Origin of the sequence: Dickeya poaceiphila, assembly GCF_007858975.2 — a bacterium.
Classification (GTDB): domain Bacteria; phylum Pseudomonadota; class Gammaproteobacteria; order Enterobacterales; family Enterobacteriaceae; genus Dickeya; species Dickeya poaceiphila.
Genome location: NZ_CP042220.2, coordinates 3,456,739 through 3,482,686, shown reverse-complemented (window position 1 = coordinate 3,482,686; position 25,948 = coordinate 3,456,739). Strand labels below are relative to the sequence as shown.

Genomic DNA, 25,948 nt, shown 5'->3' with positions numbered 1-25,948 from the left:
GTCAGGCTACCGTCATCTGTCCGGCGTACAGCACGAACAGCCGCAGCAGGAATACACCCAGCAGCGTCAGGCCAGCGGTAATTCGCGGCGCAAACCGCACATGTCGCTGTAGGGTGGGCAGGCTACCTGCCGCCAGCGGCACCAACATGCCGATGCCGATAATACCTATCCAGAACACCCCGCCCCAGAATCCGCTCAGTGCCACCTGCGCTGCCACCGCTTTCTGTCCACCGCCCAGCATCAGGCCGATAAAGAAGGCGAACAGCAGGAACAGTTCGACCAACGCGACCGGTTTTTCCAGTTTGTGCAGCAGATGCAGGGTGTGAGGACAATCGCGCTGACTGTGCGCCGATGCGCTGGCCAGCATCAGTACCGCGATGCCGGAGGTCACGCCGGACACCAAAAACAGTACCGGCAGCACTGGATTATTCAGTAGCGGGAAAGATTTCAGTGCAGAGAGCAGAAAGCCGGTATAGCAACCAAGCAGCAGCGCCAGCACTAGCAATACATTCTCCAGCGGACGCAGACTGCGGGTCACCAGCGCGATTATGCGATTCAGTAAACCGTGCAACGCACCCGGTAAATGGCGTTCGCTCCAGGCCAGCAACGGTTGCTGATACAGGCTGGCAATCCACAGGAACATCACCAGCATATATACCTGAAACAGCATCACCCCCAGCGACATGATGGAATGAGGATTATAGAAAAACATCAAATACCAGAAAGTGACAGGGCGGGCGAGGTGAAATATCAGGATCACCAGCCCGACTATCACTGACAGCGGGGCGACGATTGCCGTGGCGGTAATCAACCGGTTGGGGTGCTGATTTTCCGCAGGCAGATAGCGGCGAAACAGCAGCGTTAACACCATCATTCCGGAGGAAATCCCCACCAGCAGCAGATAGACGGCGATGGGCCAGTCCCATACCAGCGAGTGAAAGTGAAAGGCATCATGCATGGTCGCTCTCTCCGTATTTACCGGGGATGCGGTAGAGGTTGGGGCCGGTGCCCAGATAGACTTTGCTGCGATAGATAGGATTACTTTTGATCATTTTCGAGATATCGCTTTCCGGATCGTTAAGATCGCCGAACACCAGCGCCTTGGTCGGGCAGATCTCGACACAGGCCGGTTTCTTGCCTGCCGCTAGATTGGTTTCCCGGCAAAAATTGCACTTGTCTGCAGTATTGGTTACCGGGTTGATAAAGCGCACATGGTATGGACACGCGGCGATGCAGTAACGGCAGCCGACGCAACGTTTGTCATTGACATCCACAATACCGGTCAGTGCGTCTTTAAATGAGGCGCCGGTCGGGCAGACCGAGACACAGGGCGGGTTATCGCAGTGCTGGCAGGACTGACGAAAGAACTGTTTTATCGGTTTGGTGGTATCGGTGGCCGGGATATCAACGGTTTGTATGATGTCCAGCCGCGTGACGCCCTCCGGTACCTGATTGGTTTTACGGCAGGCGGTCATGCAGGCTTTGCAGCCGATACAGCGTAGTTCATTGTGTAGTATGCCGAATTTGACGGGGCGTGGGCCGACGGAAGGCGTTGCTGCTTCCTGTGCGAGGACTGGTAAAGCGCTGCCGGAAACGGCCAGCGTACTGCCCATAATGGCAATAAACCGGCGTCGGGTATAATTTTCCATAAAATAACCTTTCAGAAATCAAAAATCGGTATGGCGTAGCCGACATCTGTTCAGCAATAAATCTATTTTTTTTATTTTCTGACTCATTAGTGGTGAATGAGTACGGTAAATAATGAAAAGGTCAGCGTGTCGGAAAATAAAATATGTTGGTGGAATAATTGAAACATGCGTTCCTGGTAGGATGTGTGGCACGCTTCACATTTCATTTTTTGTATATTGGGATAAAAATAATAGCAAAATACGATAATCGATATGGTGGTATTGTTATTGTCGTATTTTTTTATTTTTATTGTTATTTAATTGTTCTTTTTTGTCGTTTGTGGGGTGTTTTTGATTTATGTAATAAAGGCGCGCCGTCGCTGAAATAAATAAAAATGATGTAGCGCAATAATTAACGTGCGCGGTACGTTATTCCCGTCGAAACAGAAAAAGCGAAGAATAAAAAACGCCTCGTTAGAGGCGTTTCAGCACAATGACTCTCAGCCGATTAATGACTCTTAGCCGATTAATCACTATCAGCCGATTATGGCTTCAGCTGGCGATCCAAAAACTGGATGACTTTCTGCATGATTTCTGGTTGCAGCCAGTAAATGCCACCATGCTCTGCGCCTTTCACCATGTAGTAGGTACTGTCGATGCCGTGGGCTATCAGCGCCTTGTGCAGGATCTCGGTCTGATGGGGTGAAACCACCGTATCGGCGCTGCCGTGCATGATCAAAAATGGCGGCGTGTTCTTGCTGATATAGTTGATGGGGTTAGCGGCGGCGGTTTTTTCCGGGAAGCGGGTAATCGGGCCGCCTTCATCGAACACCGCGGTGCCGTTGACCCAAATCGCCTCGGTTGAGGACGGCGAGGCGTGTTTCTGCACCACCTTATCCGGGAAACCTTCACCGACGCGGGTCAGGTCCGACAGGCCGTAGAAGTCGATCACTGCCTGTACCTGGCTGCTCTGGTCGAGGTGTTCGCCGCGGTCAAACTGCTTGTTGCCGTTGCTGGTACCGGCGAATGCCGCCAGATAGCCACCGGCGGAAGAACCGAATACCGCCACATGCGCCGCGTCGATGCCGAATTTGCCTGCATTAGCGCGCAGGTAGCGAATGGCGGATTTTACATCTTCCAGCGGGGCGGGGAACATGACGGTCGGCGCCACGCGGTATTCCATGCTGGCGACCACGTAACCCGCTTCCGCCAGTTTCAGCCGTTGCTGGATGTAGTTGTCTTTATTGGCGTTAATGAAGCCGCCGCCGGTGATAAACAGAACCGCAGGCTGTGGTGATTTCATTTCCGGTTGCAGGATGTCCATTTTCAATGCGACATTGGGGTAGCCGCGCATTGGCACCTGAGCGTAAACCACATCGGAAATCAGTTTAACCGAGGGTTGGCGCGGGGTTATCGTCAGTTCGTGGATAGTGTCTGCTGCCATGGTGTTGGTAATCTGGGAGGCTCCGGCGATCATCACGGAGGATAACAGTATCATCTTGAGCGGTGGGGTGCGCATGAAATATTCCTTAAAAAATAATTATCCAATTATTGTTTCTTGAACAACTTTACTAATAGATAGCTGAATGAGGGAAAAACCAGCGGGCAGGCTACCATGGCTGAGATTAATGCAAATGTGCTTGAACTCACATTTGTATTTTAACAAATTCATATAATTAATATTCGATAAGGTTATAAATAAAAATAATTATGATCAGTATAAAGCGAGCACTTTATTACCATGAGCTGGTGCGAAAAGGGAGTTTTACCCGTGCCGCCAAAGCACTCAATATCTCTCAGGCGTTTCTTTCTCAGGAAATATCCCGGCTGGAACAGGAGCTGGAACGGAAGTTGATTAATCGTACCACCCGTCAATTTGCGTTAACGCCATTTGGCGAAGCATTTGACGAAAAAATCAAGCCGCTGATTCGGGAGTATTATGACGTTGAGCAATTTGTGCAGTCGTACGAGGAGAGTCAGGATGGGGCGCTGATGGTGGGGGTGATTCCCATCTTCAACCGGCTGAAATACTATGATGTCTTCACGTCATTTCAAAAACAGCATCCGAATATCGAGTTATCTTTTATCGATGGCGTCAGCAGTGACCTGTTGGAAAAGGTCAGAAACGCTGAGATTCATGTGTCGCTCTCTACGCCGTTTGATGACTATCTGCAGGACCCGCTGTTCAGTCATACCATTTTTCTGGACGAGAATCTGGTTGCGGTGATGGCGGCCAACCATCCGCTGGCGGATCACCCCAGCCTGACGTTGACTCAACTGGCACAGGAAAGGCCGATTGTGCCGCAGAAGGGGACCGGCGAACATGCGGCGGTATCGGCAGCATTCAGCCGCGCCGGGCTTGAAGAAACCAGCTTTCGTGAGTGCAGCAACCTCGACATCATCATGGATCTGGTGATGCACCACGGCGGCGTGGTGTTTCTGTGTACCTCGGTGGCGACCAGCCTTAAGGGCTACGATATTGTGATTCGTCCGGTGGCAACGCCGATTACCCGCACCTTTGCCGTCAGTTATCTCAAACGTAGCGCGGGTATTCCGGTGGTGCGTCGATTTCTGGACTTCATGGAGCGGAATCACCCCATGTTGCGTGAGTAAAGGTGCATGGCAAGGGAATATGGTTATCGGGCGACGACGAGCGCCGATAACCGTTAACCTAACGGACGATAAGCGTTGGCTTAATGCGAACGGTGTCGCCGTGTTGTGCTTCGCCGCTCAGCCCCCGTTGCAGATGGCGGATCACGTGCTCTACCAACTGTTCCACCGGCTGACGCACCGTGGTTAAGCGGTAACCTTCCCAGGCGGCCTGTGGCGTATCGTCGCAACCTACCACTTTACAGACTGGCACGTTACAGACGGGGCCGTCGTTTAACCTGAGCGCATCCAGTGCGCCAAAGGCCAATGCATCACAGGCGCAAAACACGCCTTCCACCGCCGGGTGCTGTTGCCGTAACCAGCACATGGCGCGGTAGCCGCTGTGGTAAGCATAATCCGGATTATCGGCCACAATCGGTTCCGGCAGACCACGGCTGAGCAGACGCTGGCGAAAACCAGCCAGCCGTTCCAGTGATGCCTGTCCGTCCCGACGACCCGCGATATACGCCAGCCGGGTCAGCCCCTGTGACATCAGGTGGTCGGCTGCCAGTTCGCCCGCCAGCCGGTTGTCGGACAGCACCGCCGTGACGGTTTCACGCTGATCCTCGCGGCCCATCAACACCATCGGCAGCGACAGCTCCAGACAGCGCTCGGTGGTCTCCCGTGACAGACTACCGGCGGAAATGATCGCCGCTTCCACCTGCCACGACAGCGCCTGTTGTAGCCGGGCACGAATGTCATCGTGTTCGGTGACGCTGACCAGCATCGGCACCAGACCGTGTTGTTGCAGAGCCTGCGTCAGCAGATGGAACAACCAGGGCTGGAACGGGTTGTCGAACTCGCCCATCACCACCGCCACGATACCGGAGCCTTGCCGCCTGGAATTGACCAGCGCCCGTGCTAGTGCATTCGGGCGATAGCCCAGCGCATCCGCCGCCGCCAGCACTTTCGAACGGGTTGCCTGGCTGACCTTGTTTGGCGCGGAATAGGTGCGTGACACCGCTGAGGGTGAAACGCCGGCGTAGCGGGCGACGTCAATCGAGGTGATGCGCGTCTTATTCATGCCATGGTCCCTTGATTAGCTGCCAGTAGCCATCGCGGCACTGTGCCCGGTCGCCCTGTTCCGGCAGAAATACGCCGGACGAGCCAGCGATAATTTGTCGCAGTGCCGCTTTTTGCGACTGTTGTACGTGGTACAGGCCCAACGGCGCGCCCGGTTTACGCATCAGTGTTTGTACCTGCGGCCAGTTACCGTGGTAAGGGTTGTCCGCTGACTGCGGTGAAAAACACTCCACCAGCGCCAGATCCGCCTGCGCCAGCAGGGCGGCGCCCGCAGGCGTCAATTGACCGTCGCCGCTGTAGAACAGCGAACCCTGTGCGCTGCTGAGCCACAGTGAACGGTTGGGCACTGAGTGACGGGTCGGTGCGGTCTGACAACGCCACGGGCCTAGTTCGCTCAGGCTCTCGCTGTCTTGCCAGTGCAGGGTAAACAGTGGTTTGGCTGTGGGCCAGAAGGCGAAATCCGCCAGATGCTGCAACTGCGGCAGTTGCTGACGCGGTGCGATAATCGTCAGCGGTGCGGTGCGTCCGCAGGATTCGCACCAGTTAAGCCAGGTCGTCAGGCCGAGTGCGTGGTCGGGGTGCGCGTGGGTCAGGTAGATGGCGTTGAGGTCGTCCGGTGCGCTCTGGCGTTGCCACAGTGCTTGCGGCACGGTCGGACCGCAATCCACCAGCAACTGGAACCCGCGCTCGCTGACCCGTATTGCGGCGTTGACCCGTTGGCTGTCGTAGGCCTCACCGCTGCCGAGAATATCAAGCTCCATAGGCGTTCTCCTGCTGCCCGGTAGTTGGTAAACGTTTACCCTCTGCATCAAACCAGTGACAGCGTTCCGGCATTACCTGCAACGCTAATTCCTGGCCGATACGCGCCGTAGTGCGGCTTTCTACCACCAGCGTGATACCGGGGGAGTGGATAAGGTGACCATGCAGGTGATACTGCGCGCCCAGGTTTTCCACCAGATCAACCTGAAAGGTTGGGACGCCGTCGGCAATCTCAAAGGCATCCGGGCGAATACCGAGAGTCGCGGCACGTTCATCACGCACCAGCCGTTGCAGCCACGGCGACAGGGTAATCCTCGGCGACAACTGAAAAAAGTTCATTTCCGGCGTGCCGATAAACCCGGCGACGAAGGTGTTGGCAGGCTGGTGATACAGCTCTTCCGGCGTTCCCACCTGTGCGATACGGCCTTCATGCAACACCACGATGCGGTCGGCCAGCGTCATTGCTTCCACCTGATCGTGGGTGACGTAAATCATGGTGGCGGCCAGTTGCTGATGCAGTGCTTTTAACTGCACACGGGTATGGGTGCGGAGTTTGGCGTCCAGATTAGACAGCGGTTCATCAAACAGAAACAGGCGTGGTTTACGCACGATGGCGCGGCCAATCGCCACTCGCTGGCGCTGGCCGCCGGAAAGCGCGCCGGGTTTGCGGTTCAGCAACGGTGTGAGTTGCAGCATTTCCGCCACCTGCGCTACTTTCTCGTCAATCACGTGACGCCGTTCGCCCGCCATTTTCAGCGCGAAACCCATGTTTTCCGCTACCGTCATGTGCGGATAAAGCGCATAAGACTGAAACACCATCGCCATTTCCCGCTGTCCCGGCGGCTGGCGCGAGATATCGTCGCCGCCCAGCAGAATCTGGCCGCTGTCTTGTTCTTCCAGCCCGGCGATGGTCCGCAGTAGCGTTGATTTACCGCAACCGGATGGGCCGACGAACACCACCAATTCCCCCTGGCGGATATGCAGGTCAATGCCGTGCAGTACCGGCTGACGACCATAGTGCTTGGCGACCTGATGTAATCGTAATTCACTCATCCGCAAGTCCTATTTCTGGCTGACGGCAAAGCCGCGCAGCAAATAACGTTGAACAAAACCCGCCACCAGCAGCACCGGCAGCGAAGACAGCAACCCGATGCCCATCAGTTCTCCCCAGTAGATCTGGTTTTCGGTCATGAAGTTGGCGATAAACAGCGGCAGCGTGAACTGCTGAGGGGTTTGCAGGTACAGCAAGGCGAACAGAAATTCGTTCCACGCCATGATCAGGGTGAAGATCGCTGTAGCGACCAGACCGGGGGCGCACACCGGCAGCACGATGTAACGCAGCCGCCGCCACAGCCCGGCACCGTCCATCGCCGCCGCTTCTTCCAGCGACAGCGGCACGTCGCGGATAAAACTGAGCAGCATCCAGATACAAAACGGCAGGGTATAGACCTGATAAGCCAGCATCAGCCCGGCCAGATTGTTGAGCAGATGCAGCGATTTGAGCAACGAATACAGCGGAATGGCCACCACCATCGGCGGCATCATTTTGATCAACAGCACCAGCAGCAGGAACAGGCTGTCGAGCCGCGCCGGAAATCGGTGGCGCGCCAGCGTATAGGCGGCCATAAACCCGGTCAGCAGCGATAGCGCCGTGGCACCCGCCGCTACCCACAGGGTATTAAACAGCCGTGCGACGACGCCGTTTTCCAGCAGGCTCTTGAGGTGCGTGAGCGTCCACTGTTGCGGCCAGAACGGGCTGCTAAGGCTGGTGAATTCGGCGGTAGACTTAAACGCCGCCGCTACCATCCACAGGATCGGTAAGATGAAAAACAGTAACGCGATAGCCAGCGCCAGGGCACGTAGTGCCGTCAGCCAGTAAGGGAGCCTCATGCCGTTTTCCCTCCACGCAGTAACTGCCAGGCGTAGATAAGGCTCATGGCGGCGGCGAACAGCAACATGATGACCGCCCCCGCGCTGGCGAGTCCCAGATTAAAAAACTTGAAGCCTTGCTGATAGATGTACAGCGACAGGGTTTCGGTCGCATAACCGGGGCCGCCGCCGGTCAGGGCGTACACTTTGTCGAACAGCTTGAAGGTGTCGATGGAGCGCAGCAGCAACGCCAGCATCAGCGGCTGGCGGATCAAGGGCAGCGTGACGTACCACAGCCGTTTCCAGCCATTGGCGCCGTCGCTCTCGGCCGCTTCCAGCACGTCTTTGGGGATGCCCTGCAACCCGGCGAGGATTATCAGGCAAGCCATCGGCGTCCACTGCCAGATATCCACCAGCATCAGCGACCACAACGCCAGATGTGGGCTGGACAGCCACGGCTGCGGCATTAGCCCCAGTGTGGTCAGGCAATTGTTCAGCAGACCAAAATCGTAATGAAACCACACGCGCCAGATAGCCGAGCACACCAGCGTGGAGATCATCATCGGGTAAATCAGCAGGCTCAGCACCCACTGGCGACCGGGAAAATGGCGGTACAGCAACAACGCCAGTGCCAGCCCCAGCAGCACCTGAAGCAACGAACTGCCGAACGAGAACAGCAGGGTATTTTTCAGGCTGGTGGTGAAGAACCAGTCGGCGAACAGCTGGCGGTAATTTTCCAGCCCCACCCAACTGCGGCTGGCAGCGGCGTAATCCACCTTGCTGAAGGAGTAAAGCAACATCTGGCCGATAGGATAGAGCGTCAGTAGCAGCAACAGCACGGCGGCGGGCATCAGCAGCAGCCAGCGTTGCCAGCGGGAATCAAAATGCATGGGGTGTCCTTGAATGGGCAGGCCGTAGCCCGCCCGACAACGGTGATTTCTGTGCTGGTTACTTCAGTACCTGCGCAATCTTCTGATTGGCCTGCTGTAACGCCACTTGTGCCGGCATCTGATCCATCAACGCCAGTTGCAGGTAGTCGCCGAGGATGCTTTCCACTTCCTGCCAGTTGCGAATGCGCGGACGCGCCTTGCCCGCTTCCAGCGCCGCCAGTTGTGCCGGATACCAACGGTACTTCTGCACCACTTGCGCATCCTGATAGACGCTGCGACGGGTTGGCGGCAGTCCCAGTTCCAGCGCCAGCGCTTTCTGGTTTTCCGCGCTGGTGAGGTAGCTCAGAAACTGCTGTGCCAGTTCGCTATGCTGGCTGTTTTTGGCGATAGCCATCTGCCAGATACCCAGCATCGGCGACGGACCGGCGTTCTGCCCCGGTGCTGGTTGCAGCGTCATTTTGCCGACCACTTTGGATTTATCTGCGTCGTCCAGCGTCGAAGCCCAGGCTGGCCATACTTCGATCGCCATCGCCGCTTTACCTTGCTCCATCGCCTGACGCACATCGGCGGCGTTGTACACCTCAACCCCGGTCGGCGCGAAGGCTTTCAGCGCCTTGAGGGTATTGAGTGCCTGTAGTGCTTGCGCAGAGTCCAGCGAGGCTTTGCCATTGGTGACCACATTGCCGCCGTAGGCCCACAGCATCGGCATAAAGCCGGACACAATCGGGTTGCCCTTCATGCCGCGGAACACCACGCCGGAGACGCCTGGCTCCTGCTGTTGCAGGGTTTTGGCATCGCTTAATACGGCATCCCAGCTGGTGGGCGCTTTGAGCTGGTGTTTATCGAACAGGTCCTGGCGATAAGCGAACATCGCCACGTTACCGACTACCGGCAGGCTGTACGCCGGGCCGCTGTTTTCCGGCACGCGCGAGACATTCAGTACCGCAGGAATGAAGTCGCTGCTTTGCAGGCTTTCTGGCAAGGGTTGCAGCCAGCCGTTACCGGCGAATTCCGGACTCCAGCTGTCGTCCATCAACATCAGGTCGTAGGATGAGGCGTTTTCCCGCAGGGAAATCACCAGTTTTTCATACAGGTTGGCGTAGGGCAGTTTCAGCAGTTCGATCTGCTTGCCAGGGTGCTGTTGCTGGAAACGGGCCAGCGTGCTGTCGAGTGCTTTGCCGTAAACGTCATCGCGTCCGGCGATGATCAGGTCGGCAGCCTGCGATGCCATGCTGCAGGCCAGACCGGCGGCGAGCAGCAGGCGGGAAAAGGAGTGTTTGCTGTGTGAACCAGTGGTGTTGCCAGATGTATTTTTGCCAAACATATTCTTGCCAAACATAGTGAGCGCCTTTTGTCAGGAGTGCATACGTTTGCACAGGCGCTATCTTTGGCGATGAGAATGACAGAAACATGAAAGCCGTATGAATAATCTGAGATGCGGTGATGAAAACGGGAAGCCGAAGCCCGGCTTCCCGGAAAACGGTCAGGCTTTTTTCGGCAGACGAGCGAAACTTACCATCAACTGGATGCCGTTAATCACGACCAGCATTGCAGTCACCATAAACACCCAGCGGTAACCCAGCGTGGCGGAAACGGTAGAGCCGAGCAGCGGCCCTACCACGTTGCCAAGATACATACAGGATTGGTTATAACCGAAAATGCGCCCGGTGACCTGCTGGCTGCTGTATTTCACCAGCAGCGCCTGTACGGCAGGCATCAGCGCGCCATCGGCGAACCCCAGCGCGAAGCGCAACAGACCGAGCTGGACCGAGCTTTGCACCGCCGACATCAGGAAAAACAGCAGTGCGCACAAAAACAGCGCCACGATCAACACCCGTTGAGAGCCAATGCGGTCCCCTAAGCGGCCAAGACGAGGGGCTGATAACAGCGCAGACACCCCCGGCACGGCGGCGATAACGCCGCTGATAAAGGCGATGTTATCCGTGCCGGGAGTGAGGTCACGGATAAACAGCGTCAGGATTGGGCTGATGGAACCGTTCGCCATCTGAATCATCATCGTGGTGAAGCACAGGCTGATAATCAGTAGCGGATAAGGCAGCGAGGCGAATACCGCCCGGCCACTGAGCTGTGTTTTTTTACTGACGGTAATCGCGTTTTCGCGGATGGCGAACAGCGTGATCAGAAAGCAGATAAACAGCATGGCGGAGGTAACGAAAAACACCATGCGCAGGCCGATGGTATCGGCCATGAAACCACCGAGTAATGGACCAATCAGCACGCCTGCCACCTGCCCGGTGGATAGCGTACCTAGCGCCCAGCCGCTGCGATTGCGCGGCACCTGCGAGGCAATCAGCGCCATGGCGTTAGGAATGTAACCGGAGGTCAGCCCCATCAGTGCACGCAGCATGAACAGTTGCCAGACATTGGTCGCCATGCCTTGTAGCCCCATGATCAGCGACATGCCGAGCGCAGCGCGCAGCAGCATCAGCTTGCGGCCTTTGCGATCAGCCAGGCTGCCCCATATCGGCGCAACAATGGCTGAAACCAAAAATGCCGAACTGAACACCAGTCCTGACCATAAATTAAGGGCGGTGTGATCGCTGACGCCGAGATGTTCGATATAGAGCGGCAGGAACGGCAATATCTGACTCATGGCCATGCCGGTAAAAAAGCATCCCAGCCAGGCGGAGAAAAGGTTGAGTTTCCAGGTTTCCATAGGGCAGGTTTTACATCGTCAGTGAAAGGGTGGGGCGCCCCCCGCGGCAGTGCCGCACTGAATGACGCGGCATTGATAGTATGGCGGCTTTTGTCTTAGCCGGGAAATAATTTTATAGATCAAAGAATAATCCAAACCCGGTTATTCATATGCTTTTGGTTGCAACGACGCTGCACAGGATTAACCGGTTGACCAGGTTGTATTGCGGGGTAAATCGGGAAGGTCAGAATGTCATATGATTTTTTTTGTGATTTGAATCACAAAAACATTGCGCTGACATTCAACAAAACGTACAATCTTTTACCAGAAAGTTCACAAATTCTCTCGTCAACCAAGGTGATCAACATGCGTAATTTACTGAAAAAACTTCTGGTCGCTTATATCAATGCCTATAAAGACATCCCGCTGGGTGGTATGCATTAATTGCTCTGAGCAGATCAGAATTAAACAGAAGGCCGCTATGACAGCGGCCTTCTTGTTTTCGTTGGGTATGAACATATTCATCTTATGTATATGCTCCTGGGTTATTGCGTTATGGTCGGACGCAGCGTTAACACGCGCGTTTTGCTACTCTCGCTTAAATGGCTAATAGATAGGCATGATGTTTGATATTATCAATCCCAACAACTACAACAGGCTATGCTTACAATGTCACCAGTTCTCAACGATAGCGGGAGTTTTGATATGGCGATTATTCCTATGTCATATAGCCCTGCCACTATGGCGCGGGAATACCGGAAAATTGGCGAAACGAGTGTAAACGGTCGAGCTGTGGATATTTATATTCACAATGATCAACACCATGCCGTTGCCATATATGGCGAACCCGATGACGTTGCTGGTGATTTACGGCATGTTGTGGTAGCAAAGATTGACCTGAAATCCCGTAACAGCGACGATGAAACCGAAACCATTCTGGCTGTCATCGGTTATTACGAGAATCTGCAGCCGATGAATGCGCATTCTGCGCAGGTTGAAGGCGTGATTGTCACCAAGCGCGAACGAAATGCCAATGTCGCCAGTGCTATGTATAAAGCACTCATTAATGACGGTATTGTGCTGGTAAGTGATAACCTTCAATTCCCTGGCGGGAAGGCATTGTGGGCGCGTATGGCACGTAAAGAGATTGGCATTGATGTGTTTGTGTTCGACTCAGAACGGCGTGCTTTCTGGCCGTATGACGGTGAACGCGTCCGATACGATGGACACAGTATCCCAGAGAGCGACATCTGGAGCCTTGCGCCGAATGAATCATGAAAAGGGGTCGTACTGGTGGCTGAACGCAAACGAGACAAATCAGCAGCCTGATGTAACTTCAACCTACGTAAACGTGCAATATTTACCTTGTGATAGTCTGAAGGCCGCTATGACAGCGGCCTTCTTGTTTTTCGAGCTGGTTGTTACTGCATACTGATGCGTTTAGCAGCGCACAGCCTGTGCAATCGCCTTACCCAGCGCCGCCGTGCTGCCGCTGCCGCCAAGGTCTCGTGTTAACGGTGCATTTTCCGGCCCTTGTTCCAGCACACGTTCAATTGCACTGAGTACCGCTGCGCCGGCGTCGCAATGACCCAGGTGTTCCAGCATCATCGCCCCGCACCAGATTTGACCGATGGGGTTGGCGATGCCTTTGCCGGCGATATCTGGCGCTGAGCCGTGTACCGGCTCAAACAGGCTGGGGAACGTGCGGTCCGGATTGATGTTGGCCGACGGCGCAATGCCGATGGTGCCGGTACAAGCTGGGCCAAGGTCGGACAAAATATCGCCGAACAGGTTGCTGGCGACCACCACGTCGAACCAGTCCGGGTGCAGCACGAAGTTGGCGGTAAGAATATCAATGTGGTATTTGTCCACCTTCACTTCCGGATAGTGGGTACCCATTTCGGCGACGCGGCTGTCCCAGTACGGCATGGTGATGGCGATGCCGTTGGATTTTGTGGCTGAGGTCAGGTGTTTTTTCGGGCGTCGCATTGCCAGTTCATAGGCGAATTTGAGGATGCGATCAACGCCGACACGGGTCATCACCGTTTCCTGAATCACCACTTCGCGTTCGGTGCCGGCGAACATCTTACCGCCGACGCTGGAATACTCGCCTTCGGTATTTTCACGCACGATGTAAAAGTCGATATCGCCGGGTTGGCGGCCAGCCAGCGGTGCTTTCACACCCGGCATCAGGCGGCAGGGGCGCAAATTGACGTACTGGTCGAATTCACGGCGAAATAACAGCAACGACTGCCACAGCGACACATGATCCGGCACCACTTCCGGCCAGCCCACTGCACCGAAGTAGATGGCATCGAAGCCTTTGAGCAGCGCAAACCAGTTATCCGGCATCATTTTGCCGTGCTGGAGGTAGTAATCGGCGCTGGCGAAATCAAACCATTCCCACTCCAGCTTGAGATTAAACAGCTCGGCAGTACGGCTCAGTACCCGTACTCCTTCCGGAATCACTTCCTTGCCGATGCCATCGCCGGGAATAACAGCGATACGGTAATGTGGTTGAGACATGACAACTCCTGAACGTTTTTTTGAACGATTGCACTCGGATAACAGAGAGTGTATTTACTCTATTTGGTGTAAACAATTTCGCTTCCGGTAAAGGCATTGTTGAATAAAAGAGAAGAATAAATGCGTTCAATCGATGATTTGTTGTTCTTCAGCCGCATCGCCGCGCTCGGTAGCCTGACGGCGGTGGCGCGTGAACGTGGTCTGTCGCTGCCGGCTGTCAGTAAACGTTTGACGCAACTGGAGCAACGGCTGGGGGTGCAACTGATCAGGCGTACTACCCGACGGCTGGATTTGACGCCGGAAGGGCAGTTATACGCTGACGGTGCGCTGCCGATTTTGCATGAAATAGAGGAACTGGAAAGTCAGGTGCGCCGTAACCAACTGACGCTGCGCGGACGGTTGACCGTGAATGCGTCGTTCGGTTTCGGGCGCCGGCATATCGCGCCGCTGATTTCCGAATTTGCCCGCCTGCACCCGGAACTGGAAGTGCAGTTGCAGCTCACCAGTCAGCCACTCAATATGCTGGATGCCGGTGTCGATATTGATATTCGCTTCGGTGCACCGCCAGACTCCCGATTGGTCGCACATCGGTTAATGGCAAACCCGCGAGTACTGTGTGCCTCACCCGTGTATCTGGCGCGTTGTGGTACACCAAAGACAGTGGCTGACCTTGCCGACCACAATTGTCTGGTGTTGCGTCAGTATGAGAGCGATTACGGCTTATGGCGTTTTTATCGTGATGGCCACGAGTTTACCCATCGCGCTTTCGGCAATCTTTCCGCCAACGATGGCGAGGTGATCATGCGCTACGCGCTGGACGGGCACGGCATTATTTTGCGTTCGTTGTGGGATGTGCGCCCCTGGCTGGCCAGCGGTGAACTGGTGGCGCTGTTGCCGGATTACATCATGCCGGAAGCGGATATTTACGCGGTTTATCAGCAGCGTCGGCATGTACCGGCGCGTATTTCGGCGTTTATCGCCTGGTTGAAACAGTATTTACCGCAAGGTGAGGGGCTGCGCCTCCCCGACGATGGAGAGGCGCAGGGCATTACTGACGAACCAGACGACCGGTAGCGGCTTCAGTTTCGAAGTCGCTGCGGAACGGGTTAATGTCCAGACCGCCGCGACGCGTATAACGGGCGAACACGGTCAATTTTTCCGGCTGGCAGTAACGTTTGAGGTCATTGAAGATGCGCTCAACGCACTGTTCGTGGAATTCATTGTGCTGGCGGAATGAGATCAGGTAACGCAGCAACGCTTCCTGGTCGATTTGCCGGCCTTCGTATTTGATGACCACGCTGCCCCAGTCCGGCTGGTAGGTAACCAGACAGTTGGATTTCAGCAGGTTGGAGCACAGCGTTTCGCTAACGTGCGGCGCATTATCACGCACCGCGTGCTGCAAATAATCGGGATTGAAGCCGTAATCGTTCACTTCGATATCCAGCTCGTCAATGTTGATGCCGGGCAGGGTGTCGATCTGTGACGGATAGCCGGTCAGCCCTGGGTACAGCGTCACCTTGACGTCGCCGTTGGCGGCGGCGGACAGATCCTTGATTAACGTGGCGTGTACTTCGCCGATATCCTGAAAACGGGTCTGGTTGAAGCTGTTAAGATACAGCTTGAATGATTTGGACTCGATCAGGTTTTCCGAACTGGCCGGGATGATGAATTCGGCGATGCCCACCAGCGGTTTTCCCTTACGGTTGAGCCACGACAGTTCGAAGGCGGTCCACAAATCGTAGCCGTCAAACGGCAGGGCTGACCCGGTCAAGCCGATAAGGTCACGGCCACGAGCGCGCGGCAGCGCTTCCAGCAGTGTCGGGTCGTATTTGTCCGGGTAGCTGGAGCGCACCCCCAGATGGGTAATGCTATCGTGTTCTGTAATATGCATATCGCTCAGTTCCTTGCTGGTACAGTTACGGTATGAATGTATTTTCTGAACAGCTTGCGGGTACCGTAAATAGGGCCGACGCCCAACACCGCATACACCACTTTGATCAGAAATTGTGACAGGATCATGGTGCGGATCACGTCAAAACTCAGCACATTATAAAACGCAATGATGCAGAAAATCACACTATCGACGGCAGAGGCGGTGACGGTGCTGGTGATCACGCGGATGAACAAATAGCGGGACTTGGTCATGATCTTGATTTTGTGCAGCACCCAGGCATTGATGTTTTCAGAGATCAGGTAAGCCAGCGATGAGGCGACCAGCACGGACATGATGCTTTCAGTTATGCCATTGTACGTTTTCCCAAATTCCCATTCCGGCAGGCTGGGAATCAGGCTGGTGCACCACAAGCTGAGCACAAAGAACAGGTTGGAGAAGAACGCGACGTAAATGGTACGCCGGGCAAGACGTAATCCGTAGAATTCATTGAGGATATCTACCAGTATGAAGGTGAAGGGATAGATAAATATTGCGACTGGAACCACCATGTTCAGCGAGGGGATGAAAATGGGTTTGGAACCGGCGACGTTCGAAAAAATATAGATGACGCTTAACATCACCGTGATCAGAAGATAGGCATACCAGGAGCGTTCGTTCCTGTCGCTGATGTCATAGGCGGTAGTGATGTCTTTGCCGGCGTAGAGCTTTTTGTACAATGCATTAAGTTCGTGCCGACTCAGATCATCAGAGATTTCGCTATCAACCAGCTCCTTGAGATCCATGTGGATCATCTTGCCGGTCGATAACACCATGATATTAGCGGACAACTCGCCGCTGTGGTTGAACCCCAGCAGCTTGAACTTCTTGTTTGCATCCATTTATATCCTTTCCTCTATATCCTTTCCTCTATGATATAACCCAGCAGGATGGTGTCCTCCGGGCGCTTTTTGTCCGCTATGTCCAGCGAATCCGGGGTTTCGATGAAAAATCCCGCAGCAGGAGAGTGGCAGAGCATCGGCGTATTGGGTACCAGCGCCGGCGGCCTACGGATGAGCAGCAACGCGCCGGGATTGAAGATATCGCCAATCGGTGATTCGATCTTCACCGCCACCATGTTGGCTTCTTCTGCGAAAAACCAGGTTAATGGATATTGAACCACTAACTGGCCAATCTTGTGTTGCCGTACTGATAATAATTGTGACTGCGGGATAACAGGAATTGCCGCCGGATTTTTGTTCCCGTCAAAAGAGATGGTGTTGTTCAGACGTTCAACCTTTTCCAGATCGTAATCTTCAATTTCCTCGCAGGACACGCCGAAGAAGTCGGAGATGCGATTGATGGTAGATTGCTGAACCTTATTGACCCTACCTTCAAGAATTTTGTAGATAGTGGTACGTGTTACACCTGTACGATTAGAAAATGAGGCTTTGGTTTCGCCTCTGGTACGCATCAGATATTCAATATTTTTAATGATATTAGTTTTGCGCTGAGCATTGGTTGTTTTCATGGGCGTCCCTTCTCAGGTCAGTTCTCAGACAGGTTCATCTTACGATAACGCGTTAGTTTCACCTATCCCCATCAGGTAGAAAAAGTTAGCTGTCCTGGCGTGTCGTGGGCGGTTGAGACGGGAAAAAACGCGAGAAATCGTATGGATTTATTCAGTGGATTGTTGGTTCCTGTAAGGGAACTATGAAAAATGAACATTAAAGATCATAATGTGTATATTAATTTGTTGACTTACCTGTTTTTATTGCTATAAGGTTTAATGAAATTAATTAATGTGCATAACGCGAATAACCGCTAATAACCATAAGATATAATTAAATAGACTAATCATTGCTTCTGACGTCACTGACGTAAATATCCATACATCCGACACCAGGGAACCGAGAACGGATGTGTTATCGCTTCAGGGAGGCGTAGAAAATACGCCGTATTTTCCCTTTTATGACGCTGCGCTTATGCGCAGCGTTTTTGTTTTATTAGCCTGCTGGTATGATTTTTTCCCCTGGTTCCAGCGTGATATCACTGTTGCCATGTGGCAGCGGCGCTCAGATGAGTACCGTTTGTTGATTCTGGCGCTACGTGGCTGCGTCTGGGCAATTGTCGGTATAATGTGGCGAAATGTAGTTAATGTTATTAAAAATCAACACACTATATCGGTAAACAATTGAATAACACCCTTGCGGCGTTTTTCGTTATTATGCATTTCTCTCAAACCTGTACCTGATGGGCGCTATGGAACGTTTTCTGGAAAATACGATGTACGCTGCACGGTGGCTGCTGGCTCCGGTTTATCTGGGGCTGTCGCTGGGATTACTGGCGCTGGCTATCAAATTCTTTGAAGAAATCTGGCTGGTTCTGCCGAACATTTTTTCCATTGAAGAATCTGATTTGATCCTGACACTGCTGTCACTGGTGGATATGACGCTGGTGGGCGGGCTGCTGGTCATGGTGATGTTTTCCGGCTATGAAAACTTTGTATCGGCACTGGATATCGGCGAGGACAAGGAGAAACTGAACTGGCTGGGAAAAATGGATGCCAGTTCGTTGAAAAACAAAGTGGCGGCCTCGATCGTGGCGATTTCGTCCATCCACTTGCTGCGGGTGTTTATGGATGCCAAAAACGTGCCGGACAACAAGTTGATGTGGTATGTGATAATCCACCTGACGTTTGTGTTGTCTGCTTTTGTGATGGGCTATCTGGACTGGCTGTCTCGTCACGACCATCATGCCCATCACGGTGCTGATAACGCTCACGATAAGCGTTGATGAAAACGGTATGTTGATGTGAAGCGCCCCCGACCACCGGGGGCGTTTTTTCTTCCGCCGCGTTTTTTCTGCTTATCGTAAGTGGCTTCAGAGTGCGATCACGTCCACCAGACAACTCATGGCGTTGGGGCCCTGGGTTAACGGTGATGTGCCGATATCGTGGGTCAGCACGTTGGCATTGCCGGACTGTTCCACCGCGTGCCATTGCGCCTGACCGAAACCCGGATCAAACCAGGCGCCGGTCGCCATGATCACTACCCCCGGCGTGACGCCGTCGGTCACCTCCACCCCGGCGTAAATGCGTCCGCGTTCGTTACGCACTTCCACCCGCTCACCGTGGTGAATGCCGCGCACGGCGGCGTCCTGAGGGTGCATGTACAGGGTTTCGTGTCCGGCAGTTTTGTTGGCGGCGACGTGCGGTGTGCTGCCGAGTTGGCTGTGCAGCCGATCAGCCGGCTGGATGGAGATAAAGTGCAGCGGCCAGCGTTGTGTGGCTTCAGAGCCCAGCCATTCCACCGGTGGCTGCCATTGCGGGTGCGGCGCGAAATCCGGGTAACGGTAATCGGCGATGGTGCTGCTGAATAGCTCGATTTTACCGCTGGGTGTGTTGAGCGGATGAGCCGTCGGGTCGCGGCGGAATGCGTCGAAAAACACGAACGGTTGATCATCCATCGGAATATCTACGTATCCTTGTTGCCAGAAACCGTCAAAATCAGGCCATGCTTCGCCTGCACGGCCCTGACGTTCCCGACAGGCAAGGTACATTGATTCCAGCCACTGCCGCTCGGTACGGCCTCCGTGGGTGAATGTTTCACCGTAGCCCAGACGCTGGGCCAGTTCGCTGAAGATGTCGTAGTCATGGCGGGCCTGATGCTGCGGTGCAATCGCCTGATGCATGGCGAACACGAAACGGTCACGCGAGGAACCGCCTATATCGTTTCTTTCCAGCGAACTGGTGGCAGGCAGCACGATATCGGCCATCTGCGCGGCGGCAGTCCAGACGATATCCTGCACGATGACCGTATCCGGGCGCTGCCAGCCTTCCACCAGTCGGTTGAGCTGCTGGTGATGGTGGAACGGATTGCCGCCGGCCCAGTGAATCAGATGGATATCGGGGTAAGTACGCTGCTCGCCGCAGAAGGTGTAGGCTTCGCCGGGGTGCAGCAACATGTCGGCGATACGTGCGACCGGAATCGACTGACCGGGGTTAGGTACGGACGGCGAGGCGGGGGCTGGCGATGTCATGCGTTCGTTGCCGACGCTGTTCATCGAACCGTGACCAAAAGAGAAGCCACCGCCGGGTAATCCTACCTGGCCGAGCATGGCGGACAGCGCAATCATCATCCAGTAAGGCTGCTCGCCACGATGGGCGCGTTGTACTGAATAAGAACAGGTAATAAAGCTGCGTATGCCGAGCAACTGCTGAGCCAGTTTTTCGATGCGTGCCGCCGGGATACCGGTGATGGCGCTGGCCCATTCCGGGGTTTTGGCGATGCCGTCGCTGCGGCCAGTGAGATAATCGCGCAATTGCGGGTAACCGACACAGTGGCGTGCAAGAAAATCGTGATCTTCCGCGTCCCGTCGTTGGATCTCGTAGCCCAACGCCAGCATCAGCGCCACGTCGGTATTTGGGCGGATAGGAATCCACTCTGCGTTGACGAACGCCGGGCAGTCGTCCCGCATCGGGCTGATGTTGATAACCGGAATGCCGCGCGCTACCAGTTTCTCAAGCGCCGGTTTTAGCGTGTGATGCCCGGCACCGCCGGAAGCTACCTGAGCGTTTTTCAGCGCCAGTCCGCCAAAGGCAATGAACAGCTCACAGTGATCCGCCACGCTACGCCACTCAGTGACTTTGCCGGTCAACGGGTGGAAAGTGCCTATCACATATGGCAGGAAAAATTGTGCGGCTCCCCAACTGTAATTGCCGGTCTGGTCTACTGCGCCGCCGCCGGAGAAATAGAAACGCCGCACTTGTGAGCGGGCATGATGAAAACGTCCGGCGGAAGACCAGCCATATGACCCGGCGAACAGGCCGTCAGCGCCGTAGCGGTCACGTACCCGGCGGTTTTCTTCCGCCACCAGATCCAACGCCAGATCCCATTCCACCTCGATGAACGGTTCCTTGCCGCGCAGCGAGCGATCGCTGTGTTCGCGTTTCGCAAGCCAGGAGCGGCGCACCGCCGGTTTGCAAATACGCTTGTCGGAATAGATCAGTGGTACGATGGAATCAAGCATGGGCGACGGGTCTGGATCGCTGGCAAACGGTTCGCAGCGGATAAGCCGACCGTCCTCAACGACTGCGGTGAATGCGCCCCAATGGGCGAGATGTGGATAACGCTTGATTGTCATAACATCCTCGGTGGGCAGGCTGTGCCTGTATAGATGAGGGCTAACCTATTAGGTAGCCTGTTATTTATTTGCCATCATACAAGTCTGCTACGGAGCAGACCAGTCAGCCCTTATTCCAATCGGACATGTGTTATATCCGGTAATAACGGTGCTATTTTCGGGCTGTGATACAGTCCGCTCTCGATTGGCATCATGGCTACCAGAGCAAGCCGCGGTCATGACAGCGGCTTGCTCACACTACTGTCATGCACCAGCAGTACCTTGCTCGGAAGGAGTGAATCAGGAGGAGAACGCAATGAATTATGTGCAGGAAATGCGCCAGCTGATTGGGCATCGTCCGTTAATGCTGGCAGGATCTAATGTGATTGTGCTAAACGCGTACGGACACGTATTGCTACAGCATCGGCTGGAGGGCTTTTGGGGGTTACCCGGTGGTTTGCTGGAGCTGGGCGAGTCGCTGGAGGAGGCGGCGATCCGGGAGGTGCGCGAAGAAACCGGCTTGCAACTGAACTCACTCGATTTTCTGAAAATGTTCTCTGGTCCCAGGCACTTTTTTACCTTACCGAATCAGGACCAAATCTACGTCATCACGGCCTTGTATGTCTCCCGTGACTGGCAGGGAGATATCGTGGTAGATAAAACTGAATCGCACGATGTACGTTTCTTCGATCTTCAGGCGTTACCGACACTGGGTGATGAGTACCGCGACTATCTTGAGTATTTTTTGTCATTACCATCATCGCCGCGTTAGCGTACGGACAGCGTTTACCGATATACATCCCGGTTATTGGAGCAACATCAGGATGTCGCCTCATCGTGTTTATTGGTTTTTCTGAGGCGGACATACCTGAGTGCCGAATGAAGATCGCTGACGAAAAAATCACGAACATGTGAGTGAAATTCACACATCAATCAGTACGGTGGTAAAGACCCTAAACGCCTTGACAGTCAATCTGTTGCTCGCATAGGGTGGAAACGACAATGGCGGTTGACGGGCCACGTTCTGCCAGCCGACGCTAACGGCGGCTTTAGCTTTACACATAGCCATAGCCTGACGTATTCGGTACGAAAATAATAAATTAAGGTGCTGCAACATGAGTCTTCTGACGACGTATCTGGGCAAACAGGTGCTGGGGGTGCTGGCCTGTTACCAACAAGGAAATGTGGTAATTCATATTTGCGGGGTTTATCCGCGTGCCGACAACAGCCTGCGGGTGTTTTTCCCGAAAGGACATGAGCTGACGGCAGGGGATTTAGCGACGGTGCACCTTGATAATCGTACCGGTGTTGATGAGTTTGATGCCAATATTTCTGTATATCGTGCGTCGTATAAAGGCCGGGTCGTCAGCGTGGATGAAGACTGGGTGATTCTGGCGCCGCGCGAATGCCTGTTGCTGCATGGCTTCACGCCGGTCGTGGATATTCGTGAGCCGGGCTATGTGTTCCCAACCGATAATCGGCCTGAACGACCCGTGCCGTTTACATCGATGACCGCACTGCCGGATACCGAGCGTAAAGATTTTACCAATAAAGTCGGTGTGTTGGTGACGATGGCGGAGCAACAGCCGCATACCACGGTACTGGCGTTTCTCTCCTCCGTCGAGGACGATATTTTCCTGATTACCTTTCCGGAAACGTTCAAATCCAAACTGCTTAAACGTAACCCACACTGCTTTTTCGCTATGGATGAGCGCTCACATTACACTTTTGAGCGTTCAATCGAATGGAATTACACCCTGATTGAAGGTGATGCGCATCTGATTGACCCGGCGACGCCGTTGTTTGAAGAAGTTCGTCATGCGTTCATCAATAAGAACCCGTGGGAAATGGCGTTTTTCCTGCGGCCCAATCTGGAGATGTATCACATTAAGAGCAGGCAACTGGTTTGCCCTGGCTCCCGCCAGCCTATCAATGAGGCGTGAAATATCCTTGCCTGATAACTCATACGCCCTGCCAATTGCAGGGCGTTGTTTTAATGATTGCCTCGGCAATCATTAAAACATTATTTTTGCTTTAGAATGGGTTCGGTAACTGTTTTATAAGCAGCAGGTTATCTATTTTCAATCCGATTTGTAATACGGTGTCGGATTAATATTATCCGTTACGCTGTTTCATTTTTGTATTTCTTTCTTTGCGGGAATGTTTTTTGCGGCAGCTGTTTTTTGTCGGTTATTATCGAAAAGATATTTCTTTACTGGTCGATACTAAACAGATTTATCGATACAAAGCGGATTAATGAGTAGTAAAACGCGGGAAGATGGTCTGATTTAATCTGTACTTGCCCTGCTATCTCCGGCGGTGATAGCAGGGCTGGGTGGTGAACGAGATTATTTAAAATCTACCGTCATCAGTTCTGGCACACTGTACTGGCGGGTGGTTTCCACACACTTATCCACGTATTCAGTAAAGCGCGGCGGGTTTTTCATGCCCAGTTGCAACAGTTTGCGGTTGCTGAACTTTACGTTTAACTGGGCAAACGAGCCGTACAGACGCATCGCACGCAGCATCAGACGCTCGTTGCAAGGTCCGTATAGATCGCTGAAGCTGCTGCGCAGCTTGATAAGATCGTGATAACTCACCTGGCGGTAGTCTTCCCCCATAGGAGGACGCGACGCTGCCAGTGCCATTGCCTGGTCCACTTCGCTGAAACTTACGCTGGAAGCTTCGCCGGCGGAAATATGGTAGATATCATTAACCGCCTGCTCTGAGTTCAGCAGCATCAGGATTGCTTCAGCGCAGAAATCCACCGGGATGACGTCGATTTTGTCATCAAGCGAGCACATGAATCTCTTCAGTTTCATCGCCATTTCGAACACCCAGTAGATGCTGCTGGAAGGCTTACAGCCCAGACGCGAATGGCCGACGATAATAGACGGGCGCACAATCAGTAGCGGCATGGCTGGGCAGTGCTCACGCATCAGGTTTTCAATGGTAGCTTTGGACAGGGTGTATTCGACGATGTGCGATTTTTCCGTATCCAACTGGCCGCATTCCACCACCACCTGGTCTTGATCCGGTACGCAGGACATTGCAGTGCCGACCTGAATGAATTTACGCAGTGATTTAACCTGGCTCATGCGTTTGGCAAACGCCAGTGTGCCTTCTACATTCACTTTCCAGATCAACGGATTATTGCCAAAAGAGGCAATTGCTGCGCTGTTGATGACATGCGTGATGCTATCCAGTGCTGGATGCTGAAGGAAAGAGTCGGGTTCGGCCAAATTGCCAATAATAATATTATCTTGTGTTAAACGAGATAATGATAATTCCGAAATATCAAATTTACGCAGGTTATTTAAGATTCGTTCAAGACCATCTTGTTTAGTCTCCGCTCTGACCAGCATAAATATATTTTCAATCTGCTTGTCCTGAAGCGCTTTTTCCATAATCGCACCGCCCAGGAAACCGGTGGCCCCGGTGATGAGGATTTTTTTCATAATGTTAAGACCATTTTATGTAAAGGGTAGTGTTGTATGAATCGCACTCAGGTACAACGGTGACATTCTATTTCATGAGGTTCCAGGTTTTCAATTTCATAATCAACATTTCTCGTTCTGTTGTCTCTCTGTTTAGCTTTTTTGTGCTGTTGTGATTTTTTCTAATTATTTATTTTTATTCGAATATTAAGTGGAATTTTCAATTGTCACCGGCCAAATGATGGGGGTGGGGGAAACGCATAGACAGCAAAAAATAATGGTGGATTAAGGTAAATATGAAATGTCTTTTAATAGATATACCCGTCATATTTCAAGTTGCAGGTGTGTTGGCGGCGTTCGCTCACCGAATCACTTACCTGAGTAAGCTCATCGGGATGAAATGAGAGACATCCTGTCTCTCACCGGAGGCCAGCCGTTGGCTGGTCAAATTCGTTTCCAACGAATTTGTCACTCTCTTGCCGCCTTCCTGCAACTCGAATTATTTTGGGTATAAAACCTGGCAGAACATACCAGACGAAGTCGCTATGTGCAGGAACCCCGCCCGGTTATACGGCCATATGACAGTCAACTCATATGGATAGCTTATGATCACGCATGATACGGGGCGCGGGGCGCGACCTAAAACGTATACGTTACCGCAAACGTGCCCTCGCTCTGATTGGCGCTAAACACGATGGGGCTGTCTGATGCTTTATCGTTCAGGCGGGTATAACTGCCGCTGAGCGTAGCAGCCCAGTGTGGGTCAAACTGATGCATCCAGAACAGCGAAACAGACTGACCGTACAAACCGCTTTCGGCCTGATAGGCGCGATAACCGGAGTTTTGGCTCTGCTGCTGGCTGACGCCGTAAAACAGATTGTTATAACGCGCGTCGCCGAACAGCAATGTGCCCTGTGCGCCCAGCGTATCCGATTTGTTCTGGAACAAGATGTCGGTCAGCGATGCCTGATATTGCACGCCCTGACTGTCGGTCAACGGCAGAATCGCCTTCGCTTCCACCGACAACTGATCGGTAAATTGCCAGCCTAGCGCCACGGCGGTGTTCAATACGCCATCAATCTTGCCCATTCCGCGTAATTTGTCGGAACCTGCGCGGAAAGAGGATTTTTTGTCGGTACGTCCAGGGGCGTAACCCAGCGTGTGCTCAAGATAAAACTGTCCGAACTGCAGGTCATAGCCAGCGCCTTTAGCGGTATCGAAAAAGAAGGCACCCTGACGGGCCTGAATCACTGGCAGTAGATCCCAGGCTCGTTCATCAGAGCCGCTGTAGCGCGGCGCATTGTGGGCGGCGAGGCCAAGGGTAACGCCATCCTGTTGACCGGGCGCGGTGTCGTCAGCCCAACAGGCGTTGCTGCCGACGAAGAAAAGAGTCGCTATGTAAAAGGGAATATGTCGCACTATCATCCTGTCGGAACTCCTTAAAGCGGGAAAGTGATGTTGCCTGATACTGGCGTTTTCGTGCCTCCTTGCACGAAGGCGTTGAAGTATACACCTCT

Annotated in this window: 26 protein-coding genes; 8 read left to right on the top strand and 18 right to left on the bottom strand. The window is 53.6% G+C overall.

Annotated elements, in window-relative coordinates; genetic code table 11:
• Position 1: 1 nt before the first annotated feature.
• From nrfD to Dpoa569_RS15555, 3 genes are all read right to left on the bottom strand, one after another.
• The gene (nrfD, locus tag Dpoa569_RS15565) at positions 2–958 is read right to left on the bottom strand and encodes a cytochrome c nitrite reductase subunit NrfD (RefSeq protein WP_042868810.1); all 957 of its coding nucleotides are present in this window, start codon (positions 956–958) and stop codon (positions 2–4) included.
• Complete coding sequence (locus tag Dpoa569_RS15560; RefSeq protein ID WP_042868812.1) at positions 951–1,649, bottom strand: 4Fe-4S dicluster domain-containing protein; 699 nt, start codon at positions 1,647–1,649, stop codon at positions 951–953. The genes nrfD and Dpoa569_RS15560 overlap by 8 nt, the downstream gene beginning before the upstream one ends.
• Positions 1,650–2,172: 523 nt before the next feature.
• The gene (locus tag Dpoa569_RS15555; protein WP_042868814.1) at positions 2,173–3,147 is read right to left on the bottom strand and encodes an alpha/beta hydrolase; all 975 of its coding nucleotides are present in this window, start codon (positions 3,145–3,147) and stop codon (positions 2,173–2,175) included.
• A gap of 191 nt (positions 3,148–3,338) precedes the next feature.
• On the opposite strand from Dpoa569_RS15555, the gene Dpoa569_RS15550 reads away from it, so the two are divergent.
• Complete coding sequence (locus Dpoa569_RS15550) at positions 3,339–4,241, top strand: LysR family transcriptional regulator (RefSeq protein ID WP_042868816.1); 903 nt, start codon at positions 3,339–3,341, stop codon at positions 4,239–4,241.
• Positions 4,242–4,299: 58 nt separating this feature from the next.
• Here Dpoa569_RS15550 and Dpoa569_RS15545 read toward each other — a convergent pair whose 3' ends face one another.
• The 7 genes from Dpoa569_RS15545 to Dpoa569_RS15515 form a co-directional block, all read right to left on the bottom strand.
• The gene (locus Dpoa569_RS15545; protein WP_042868818.1) at positions 4,300–5,301 is read right to left on the bottom strand and encodes a LacI family DNA-binding transcriptional regulator; all 1,002 of its coding nucleotides are present in this window, start codon (positions 5,299–5,301) and stop codon (positions 4,300–4,302) included.
• Positions 5,294–6,061: an MBL fold metallo-hydrolase gene (locus Dpoa569_RS15540; RefSeq protein WP_042868820.1), complete on the bottom strand. Its 768-nt coding sequence runs from the start codon at positions 6,059–6,061 to the stop codon at positions 5,294–5,296. The genes Dpoa569_RS15545 and Dpoa569_RS15540 overlap by 8 nt, the downstream gene beginning before the upstream one ends.
• A complete protein-coding gene (locus tag Dpoa569_RS15535) occupies positions 6,051–7,112 on the bottom strand; it encodes an ABC transporter ATP-binding protein (RefSeq protein WP_042868822.1) in 1,062 nt (353 codons plus the stop codon). Before Dpoa569_RS15535 ends, Dpoa569_RS15540 begins: the two co-directional genes overlap by 11 nt.
• A gap of 9 nt (positions 7,113–7,121) precedes the next feature.
• Positions 7,122–7,949, bottom strand: a complete 828-nt coding sequence (locus Dpoa569_RS15530; protein WP_042868824.1) for a carbohydrate ABC transporter permease — start codon at positions 7,947–7,949, stop codon at positions 7,122–7,124.
• Positions 7,946–8,818 (bottom strand): carbohydrate ABC transporter permease, encoded by an 873-nt coding sequence (locus Dpoa569_RS15525; RefSeq protein WP_042868826.1) that lies wholly within the window; start codon positions 8,816–8,818, stop codon positions 7,946–7,948. Before Dpoa569_RS15525 ends, Dpoa569_RS15530 begins: the two co-directional genes overlap by 4 nt.
• Before the next feature lie 58 nt (positions 8,819–8,876).
• Complete coding sequence (locus Dpoa569_RS15520) at positions 8,877–10,157, bottom strand: ABC transporter substrate-binding protein (protein WP_042868827.1); 1,281 nt, start codon at positions 10,155–10,157, stop codon at positions 8,877–8,879.
• 144 nt (positions 10,158–10,301) lie between these two features.
• Positions 10,302–11,495 carry a multidrug efflux MFS transporter gene (locus Dpoa569_RS15515; protein WP_042868829.1) on the bottom strand — a complete coding sequence of 398 codons (1,194 nt, stop codon included), beginning with the start codon at positions 11,493–11,495 and terminating at the stop codon, positions 10,302–10,304.
• Between the two features lie 228 nt (positions 11,496–11,723).
• Here Dpoa569_RS15515 and azuC point away from each other — a divergent pair, with 228 nt between their 5' ends.
• Together azuC and Dpoa569_RS15505 are read left to right on the top strand one after the other, a co-directional pair.
• On the top strand, positions 11,724–11,918 hold the full coding sequence (gene azuC, locus Dpoa569_RS19825) for a stress response protein AzuC (RefSeq protein WP_042868831.1): 195 nt from the start codon (positions 11,724–11,726) through the stop codon (positions 11,916–11,918).
• 261 nt (positions 11,919–12,179) lie between these two features.
• Positions 12,180–12,752, top strand: coding sequence for a hypothetical protein (locus Dpoa569_RS15505; protein ID WP_050569531.1), 573 nt, complete (start codon positions 12,180–12,182; stop codon positions 12,750–12,752).
• 162 nt (positions 12,753–12,914) lie between these two features.
• Here the strand turns inward: Dpoa569_RS15505 and Dpoa569_RS15500 are convergent, their stop codons facing one another.
• On the bottom strand, positions 12,915–14,000 hold the full coding sequence (locus tag Dpoa569_RS15500; protein ID WP_042868833.1) for a tartrate dehydrogenase: 1,086 nt from the start codon (positions 13,998–14,000) through the stop codon (positions 12,915–12,917).
• A 120-nt stretch (positions 14,001–14,120) separates the two neighbouring features.
• On the opposite strand from Dpoa569_RS15500, the gene Dpoa569_RS15495 reads away from it, so the two are divergent.
• Positions 14,121–15,074 carry a LysR family transcriptional regulator gene (locus Dpoa569_RS15495; protein ID WP_042868835.1) on the top strand — a complete coding sequence of 318 codons (954 nt, stop codon included), beginning with the start codon at positions 14,121–14,123 and terminating at the stop codon, positions 15,072–15,074.
• Here Dpoa569_RS15495 and queF read toward each other — a convergent pair.
• From queF to Dpoa569_RS15480, 3 genes are read right to left on the bottom strand one after another with little or no spacing between them, the layout of a single operon-like run.
• Entirely contained in the window at positions 15,049–15,891 is an 843-nt protein-coding gene (gene queF, locus Dpoa569_RS15490; RefSeq protein ID WP_042868837.1) for an NADPH-dependent 7-cyano-7-deazaguanine reductase QueF, read from the bottom strand. The two genes, Dpoa569_RS15495 and queF, sit on opposite strands and share 26 nt — an antisense overlap.
• Before the next feature lie 5 nt (positions 15,892–15,896).
• Positions 15,897–16,772 carry a queuosine precursor transporter gene (locus tag Dpoa569_RS15485; protein WP_042868839.1) on the bottom strand — a complete coding sequence of 292 codons (876 nt, stop codon included), beginning with the start codon at positions 16,770–16,772 and terminating at the stop codon, positions 15,897–15,899.
• A gap of 14 nt (positions 16,773–16,786) precedes the next feature.
• On the bottom strand, positions 16,787–17,401 hold the full coding sequence (locus Dpoa569_RS15480; RefSeq protein ID WP_042868841.1) for a helix-turn-helix domain-containing protein: 615 nt from the start codon (positions 17,399–17,401) through the stop codon (positions 16,787–16,789).
• 391 nt (positions 17,402–17,792) lie between these two features.
• On the opposite strand from Dpoa569_RS15480, the gene Dpoa569_RS15475 reads away from it, so the two are divergent.
• Complete coding sequence (locus tag Dpoa569_RS15475; RefSeq protein WP_042868844.1) at positions 17,793–18,068, top strand: hypothetical protein; 276 nt, start codon at positions 17,793–17,795, stop codon at positions 18,066–18,068.
• Positions 18,069–18,132: 64 nt separating this feature from the next.
• Entirely contained in the window at positions 18,133–18,666 is a 534-nt protein-coding gene (locus Dpoa569_RS15470; protein ID WP_042868846.1) for a TIGR00645 family protein, read from the top strand.
• An 87-nt stretch (positions 18,667–18,753) separates the two neighbouring features.
• On the opposite strand, the gene Dpoa569_RS15465 is transcribed toward Dpoa569_RS15470, so the two are convergent.
• Positions 18,754–21,015 (bottom strand): molybdopterin-dependent oxidoreductase, encoded by a 2,262-nt coding sequence (locus tag Dpoa569_RS15465; RefSeq protein ID WP_042868848.1) that lies wholly within the window; start codon positions 21,013–21,015, stop codon positions 18,754–18,756.
• Between the two features lie 295 nt (positions 21,016–21,310).
• Between Dpoa569_RS15465 and Dpoa569_RS15460 the strand changes: the two genes are divergently transcribed.
• A complete protein-coding gene (locus Dpoa569_RS15460; RefSeq protein WP_042868850.1) occupies positions 21,311–21,766 on the top strand; it encodes an NUDIX domain-containing protein in 456 nt (151 codons plus the stop codon).
• A 150-nt stretch (positions 21,767–21,916) separates the two neighbouring features.
• On the opposite strand, the gene Dpoa569_RS15455 is transcribed toward Dpoa569_RS15460, so the two are convergent.
• The gene (locus Dpoa569_RS15455; RefSeq protein WP_155683841.1) at positions 21,917–22,057 is read right to left on the bottom strand and encodes a hypothetical protein; all 141 of its coding nucleotides are present in this window, start codon (positions 22,055–22,057) and stop codon (positions 21,917–21,919) included.
• A 52-nt stretch (positions 22,058–22,109) separates the two neighbouring features.
• On the opposite strand from Dpoa569_RS15455, the gene Dpoa569_RS15450 reads away from it, so the two are divergent.
• Entirely contained in the window at positions 22,110–22,937 is an 828-nt protein-coding gene (locus Dpoa569_RS15450) for a hypothetical protein (protein WP_042868855.1), read from the top strand.
• A gap of 405 nt (positions 22,938–23,342) precedes the next feature.
• Here the strand turns inward: Dpoa569_RS15450 and Dpoa569_RS15445 are convergent, their stop codons facing one another.
• Both Dpoa569_RS15445 and Dpoa569_RS15440 read right to left on the bottom strand, forming a co-directional pair.
• Positions 23,343–24,452 carry an SDR family oxidoreductase gene (locus Dpoa569_RS15445; protein WP_042868856.1) on the bottom strand — a complete coding sequence of 370 codons (1,110 nt, stop codon included), beginning with the start codon at positions 24,450–24,452 and terminating at the stop codon, positions 23,343–23,345.
• Between the two features lie 618 nt (positions 24,453–25,070).
• Positions 25,071–25,856 carry a MipA/OmpV family protein gene (locus Dpoa569_RS15440; RefSeq protein WP_042868858.1) on the bottom strand — a complete coding sequence of 262 codons (786 nt, stop codon included), beginning with the start codon at positions 25,854–25,856 and terminating at the stop codon, positions 25,071–25,073.
• Positions 25,857–25,948: the final 92 nt, after the last annotated feature.

Excerpts from the sequence above, each read along its gene's own strand:
- nrfD (WP_042868810.1), bottom strand. The coding sequence starts at position 958 with ATGCATGATGCCTTTCACTTTCACTCGCTGGTATGGGACTGGCCCATC.
- Dpoa569_RS15560 (WP_042868812.1), bottom strand. The coding sequence starts at position 1,649 with ATGGAAAATTATACCCGACGCCGGTTTATTGCCATTATGGGCAGTACG.
- Dpoa569_RS15555 (WP_042868814.1), bottom strand. The coding sequence starts at position 3,147 with ATGCGCACCCCACCGCTCAAGATGATACTGTTATCCTCCGTGATGATC.
- Dpoa569_RS15550 (WP_042868816.1), top strand. The coding sequence starts at position 3,339 with ATGATCAGTATAAAGCGAGCACTTTATTACCATGAGCTGGTGCGAAAA.
- Dpoa569_RS15545 (WP_042868818.1), bottom strand. The coding sequence starts at position 5,301 with ATGAATAAGACGCGCATCACCTCGATTGACGTCGCCCGCTACGCCGGC.
- Dpoa569_RS15540 (WP_042868820.1), bottom strand. The coding sequence starts at position 6,061 with ATGGAGCTTGATATTCTCGGCAGCGGTGAGGCCTACGACAGCCAACGG.
- Dpoa569_RS15535 (WP_042868822.1), bottom strand. The coding sequence starts at position 7,112 with ATGAGTGAATTACGATTACATCAGGTCGCCAAGCACTATGGTCGTCAG.
- Dpoa569_RS15530 (WP_042868824.1), bottom strand. The coding sequence starts at position 7,949 with ATGAGGCTCCCTTACTGGCTGACGGCACTACGTGCCCTGGCGCTGGCT.
- Dpoa569_RS15525 (WP_042868826.1), bottom strand. The coding sequence starts at position 8,818 with ATGCATTTTGATTCCCGCTGGCAACGCTGGCTGCTGCTGATGCCCGCC.
- Dpoa569_RS15520 (WP_042868827.1), bottom strand. The coding sequence starts at position 10,157 with ATGTTTGGCAAGAATATGTTTGGCAAAAATACATCTGGCAACACCACT.
- Dpoa569_RS15515 (WP_042868829.1), bottom strand. The coding sequence starts at position 11,495 with ATGGAAACCTGGAAACTCAACCTTTTCTCCGCCTGGCTGGGATGCTTT.
- azuC (WP_042868831.1), top strand. The coding sequence starts at position 11,724 with ATGTCATATGATTTTTTTTGTGATTTGAATCACAAAAACATTGCGCTG.
- Dpoa569_RS15505 (WP_050569531.1), top strand. The coding sequence starts at position 12,180 with ATGGCGATTATTCCTATGTCATATAGCCCTGCCACTATGGCGCGGGAA.
- Dpoa569_RS15500 (WP_042868833.1), bottom strand. The coding sequence starts at position 14,000 with ATGTCTCAACCACATTACCGTATCGCTGTTATTCCCGGCGATGGCATC.
- Dpoa569_RS15495 (WP_042868835.1), top strand. The coding sequence starts at position 14,121 with ATGCGTTCAATCGATGATTTGTTGTTCTTCAGCCGCATCGCCGCGCTC.
- queF (WP_042868837.1), bottom strand. The coding sequence starts at position 15,891 with ATGCATATTACAGAACACGATAGCATTACCCATCTGGGGGTGCGCTCC.
- Dpoa569_RS15485 (WP_042868839.1), bottom strand. The coding sequence starts at position 16,772 with ATGGATGCAAACAAGAAGTTCAAGCTGCTGGGGTTCAACCACAGCGGC.
- Dpoa569_RS15480 (WP_042868841.1), bottom strand. The coding sequence starts at position 17,401 with ATGAAAACAACCAATGCTCAGCGCAAAACTAATATCATTAAAAATATT.
- Dpoa569_RS15470 (WP_042868846.1), top strand. The coding sequence starts at position 18,133 with ATGGAACGTTTTCTGGAAAATACGATGTACGCTGCACGGTGGCTGCTG.
- Dpoa569_RS15465 (WP_042868848.1), bottom strand. The coding sequence starts at position 21,015 with ATGACAATCAAGCGTTATCCACATCTCGCCCATTGGGGCGCATTCACC.
- Dpoa569_RS15460 (WP_042868850.1), top strand. The coding sequence starts at position 21,311 with ATGAATTATGTGCAGGAAATGCGCCAGCTGATTGGGCATCGTCCGTTA.
- Dpoa569_RS15455 (WP_155683841.1), bottom strand. The coding sequence starts at position 22,057 with ATGTGTAAAGCTAAAGCCGCCGTTAGCGTCGGCTGGCAGAACGTGGCC.
- Dpoa569_RS15450 (WP_042868855.1), top strand. The coding sequence starts at position 22,110 with ATGAGTCTTCTGACGACGTATCTGGGCAAACAGGTGCTGGGGGTGCTG.
- Dpoa569_RS15445 (WP_042868856.1), bottom strand. The coding sequence starts at position 24,452 with ATGAAAAAAATCCTCATCACCGGGGCCACCGGTTTCCTGGGCGGTGCG.
- Dpoa569_RS15440 (WP_042868858.1), bottom strand. The coding sequence starts at position 25,856 with ATGATAGTGCGACATATTCCCTTTTACATAGCGACTCTTTTCTTCGTC.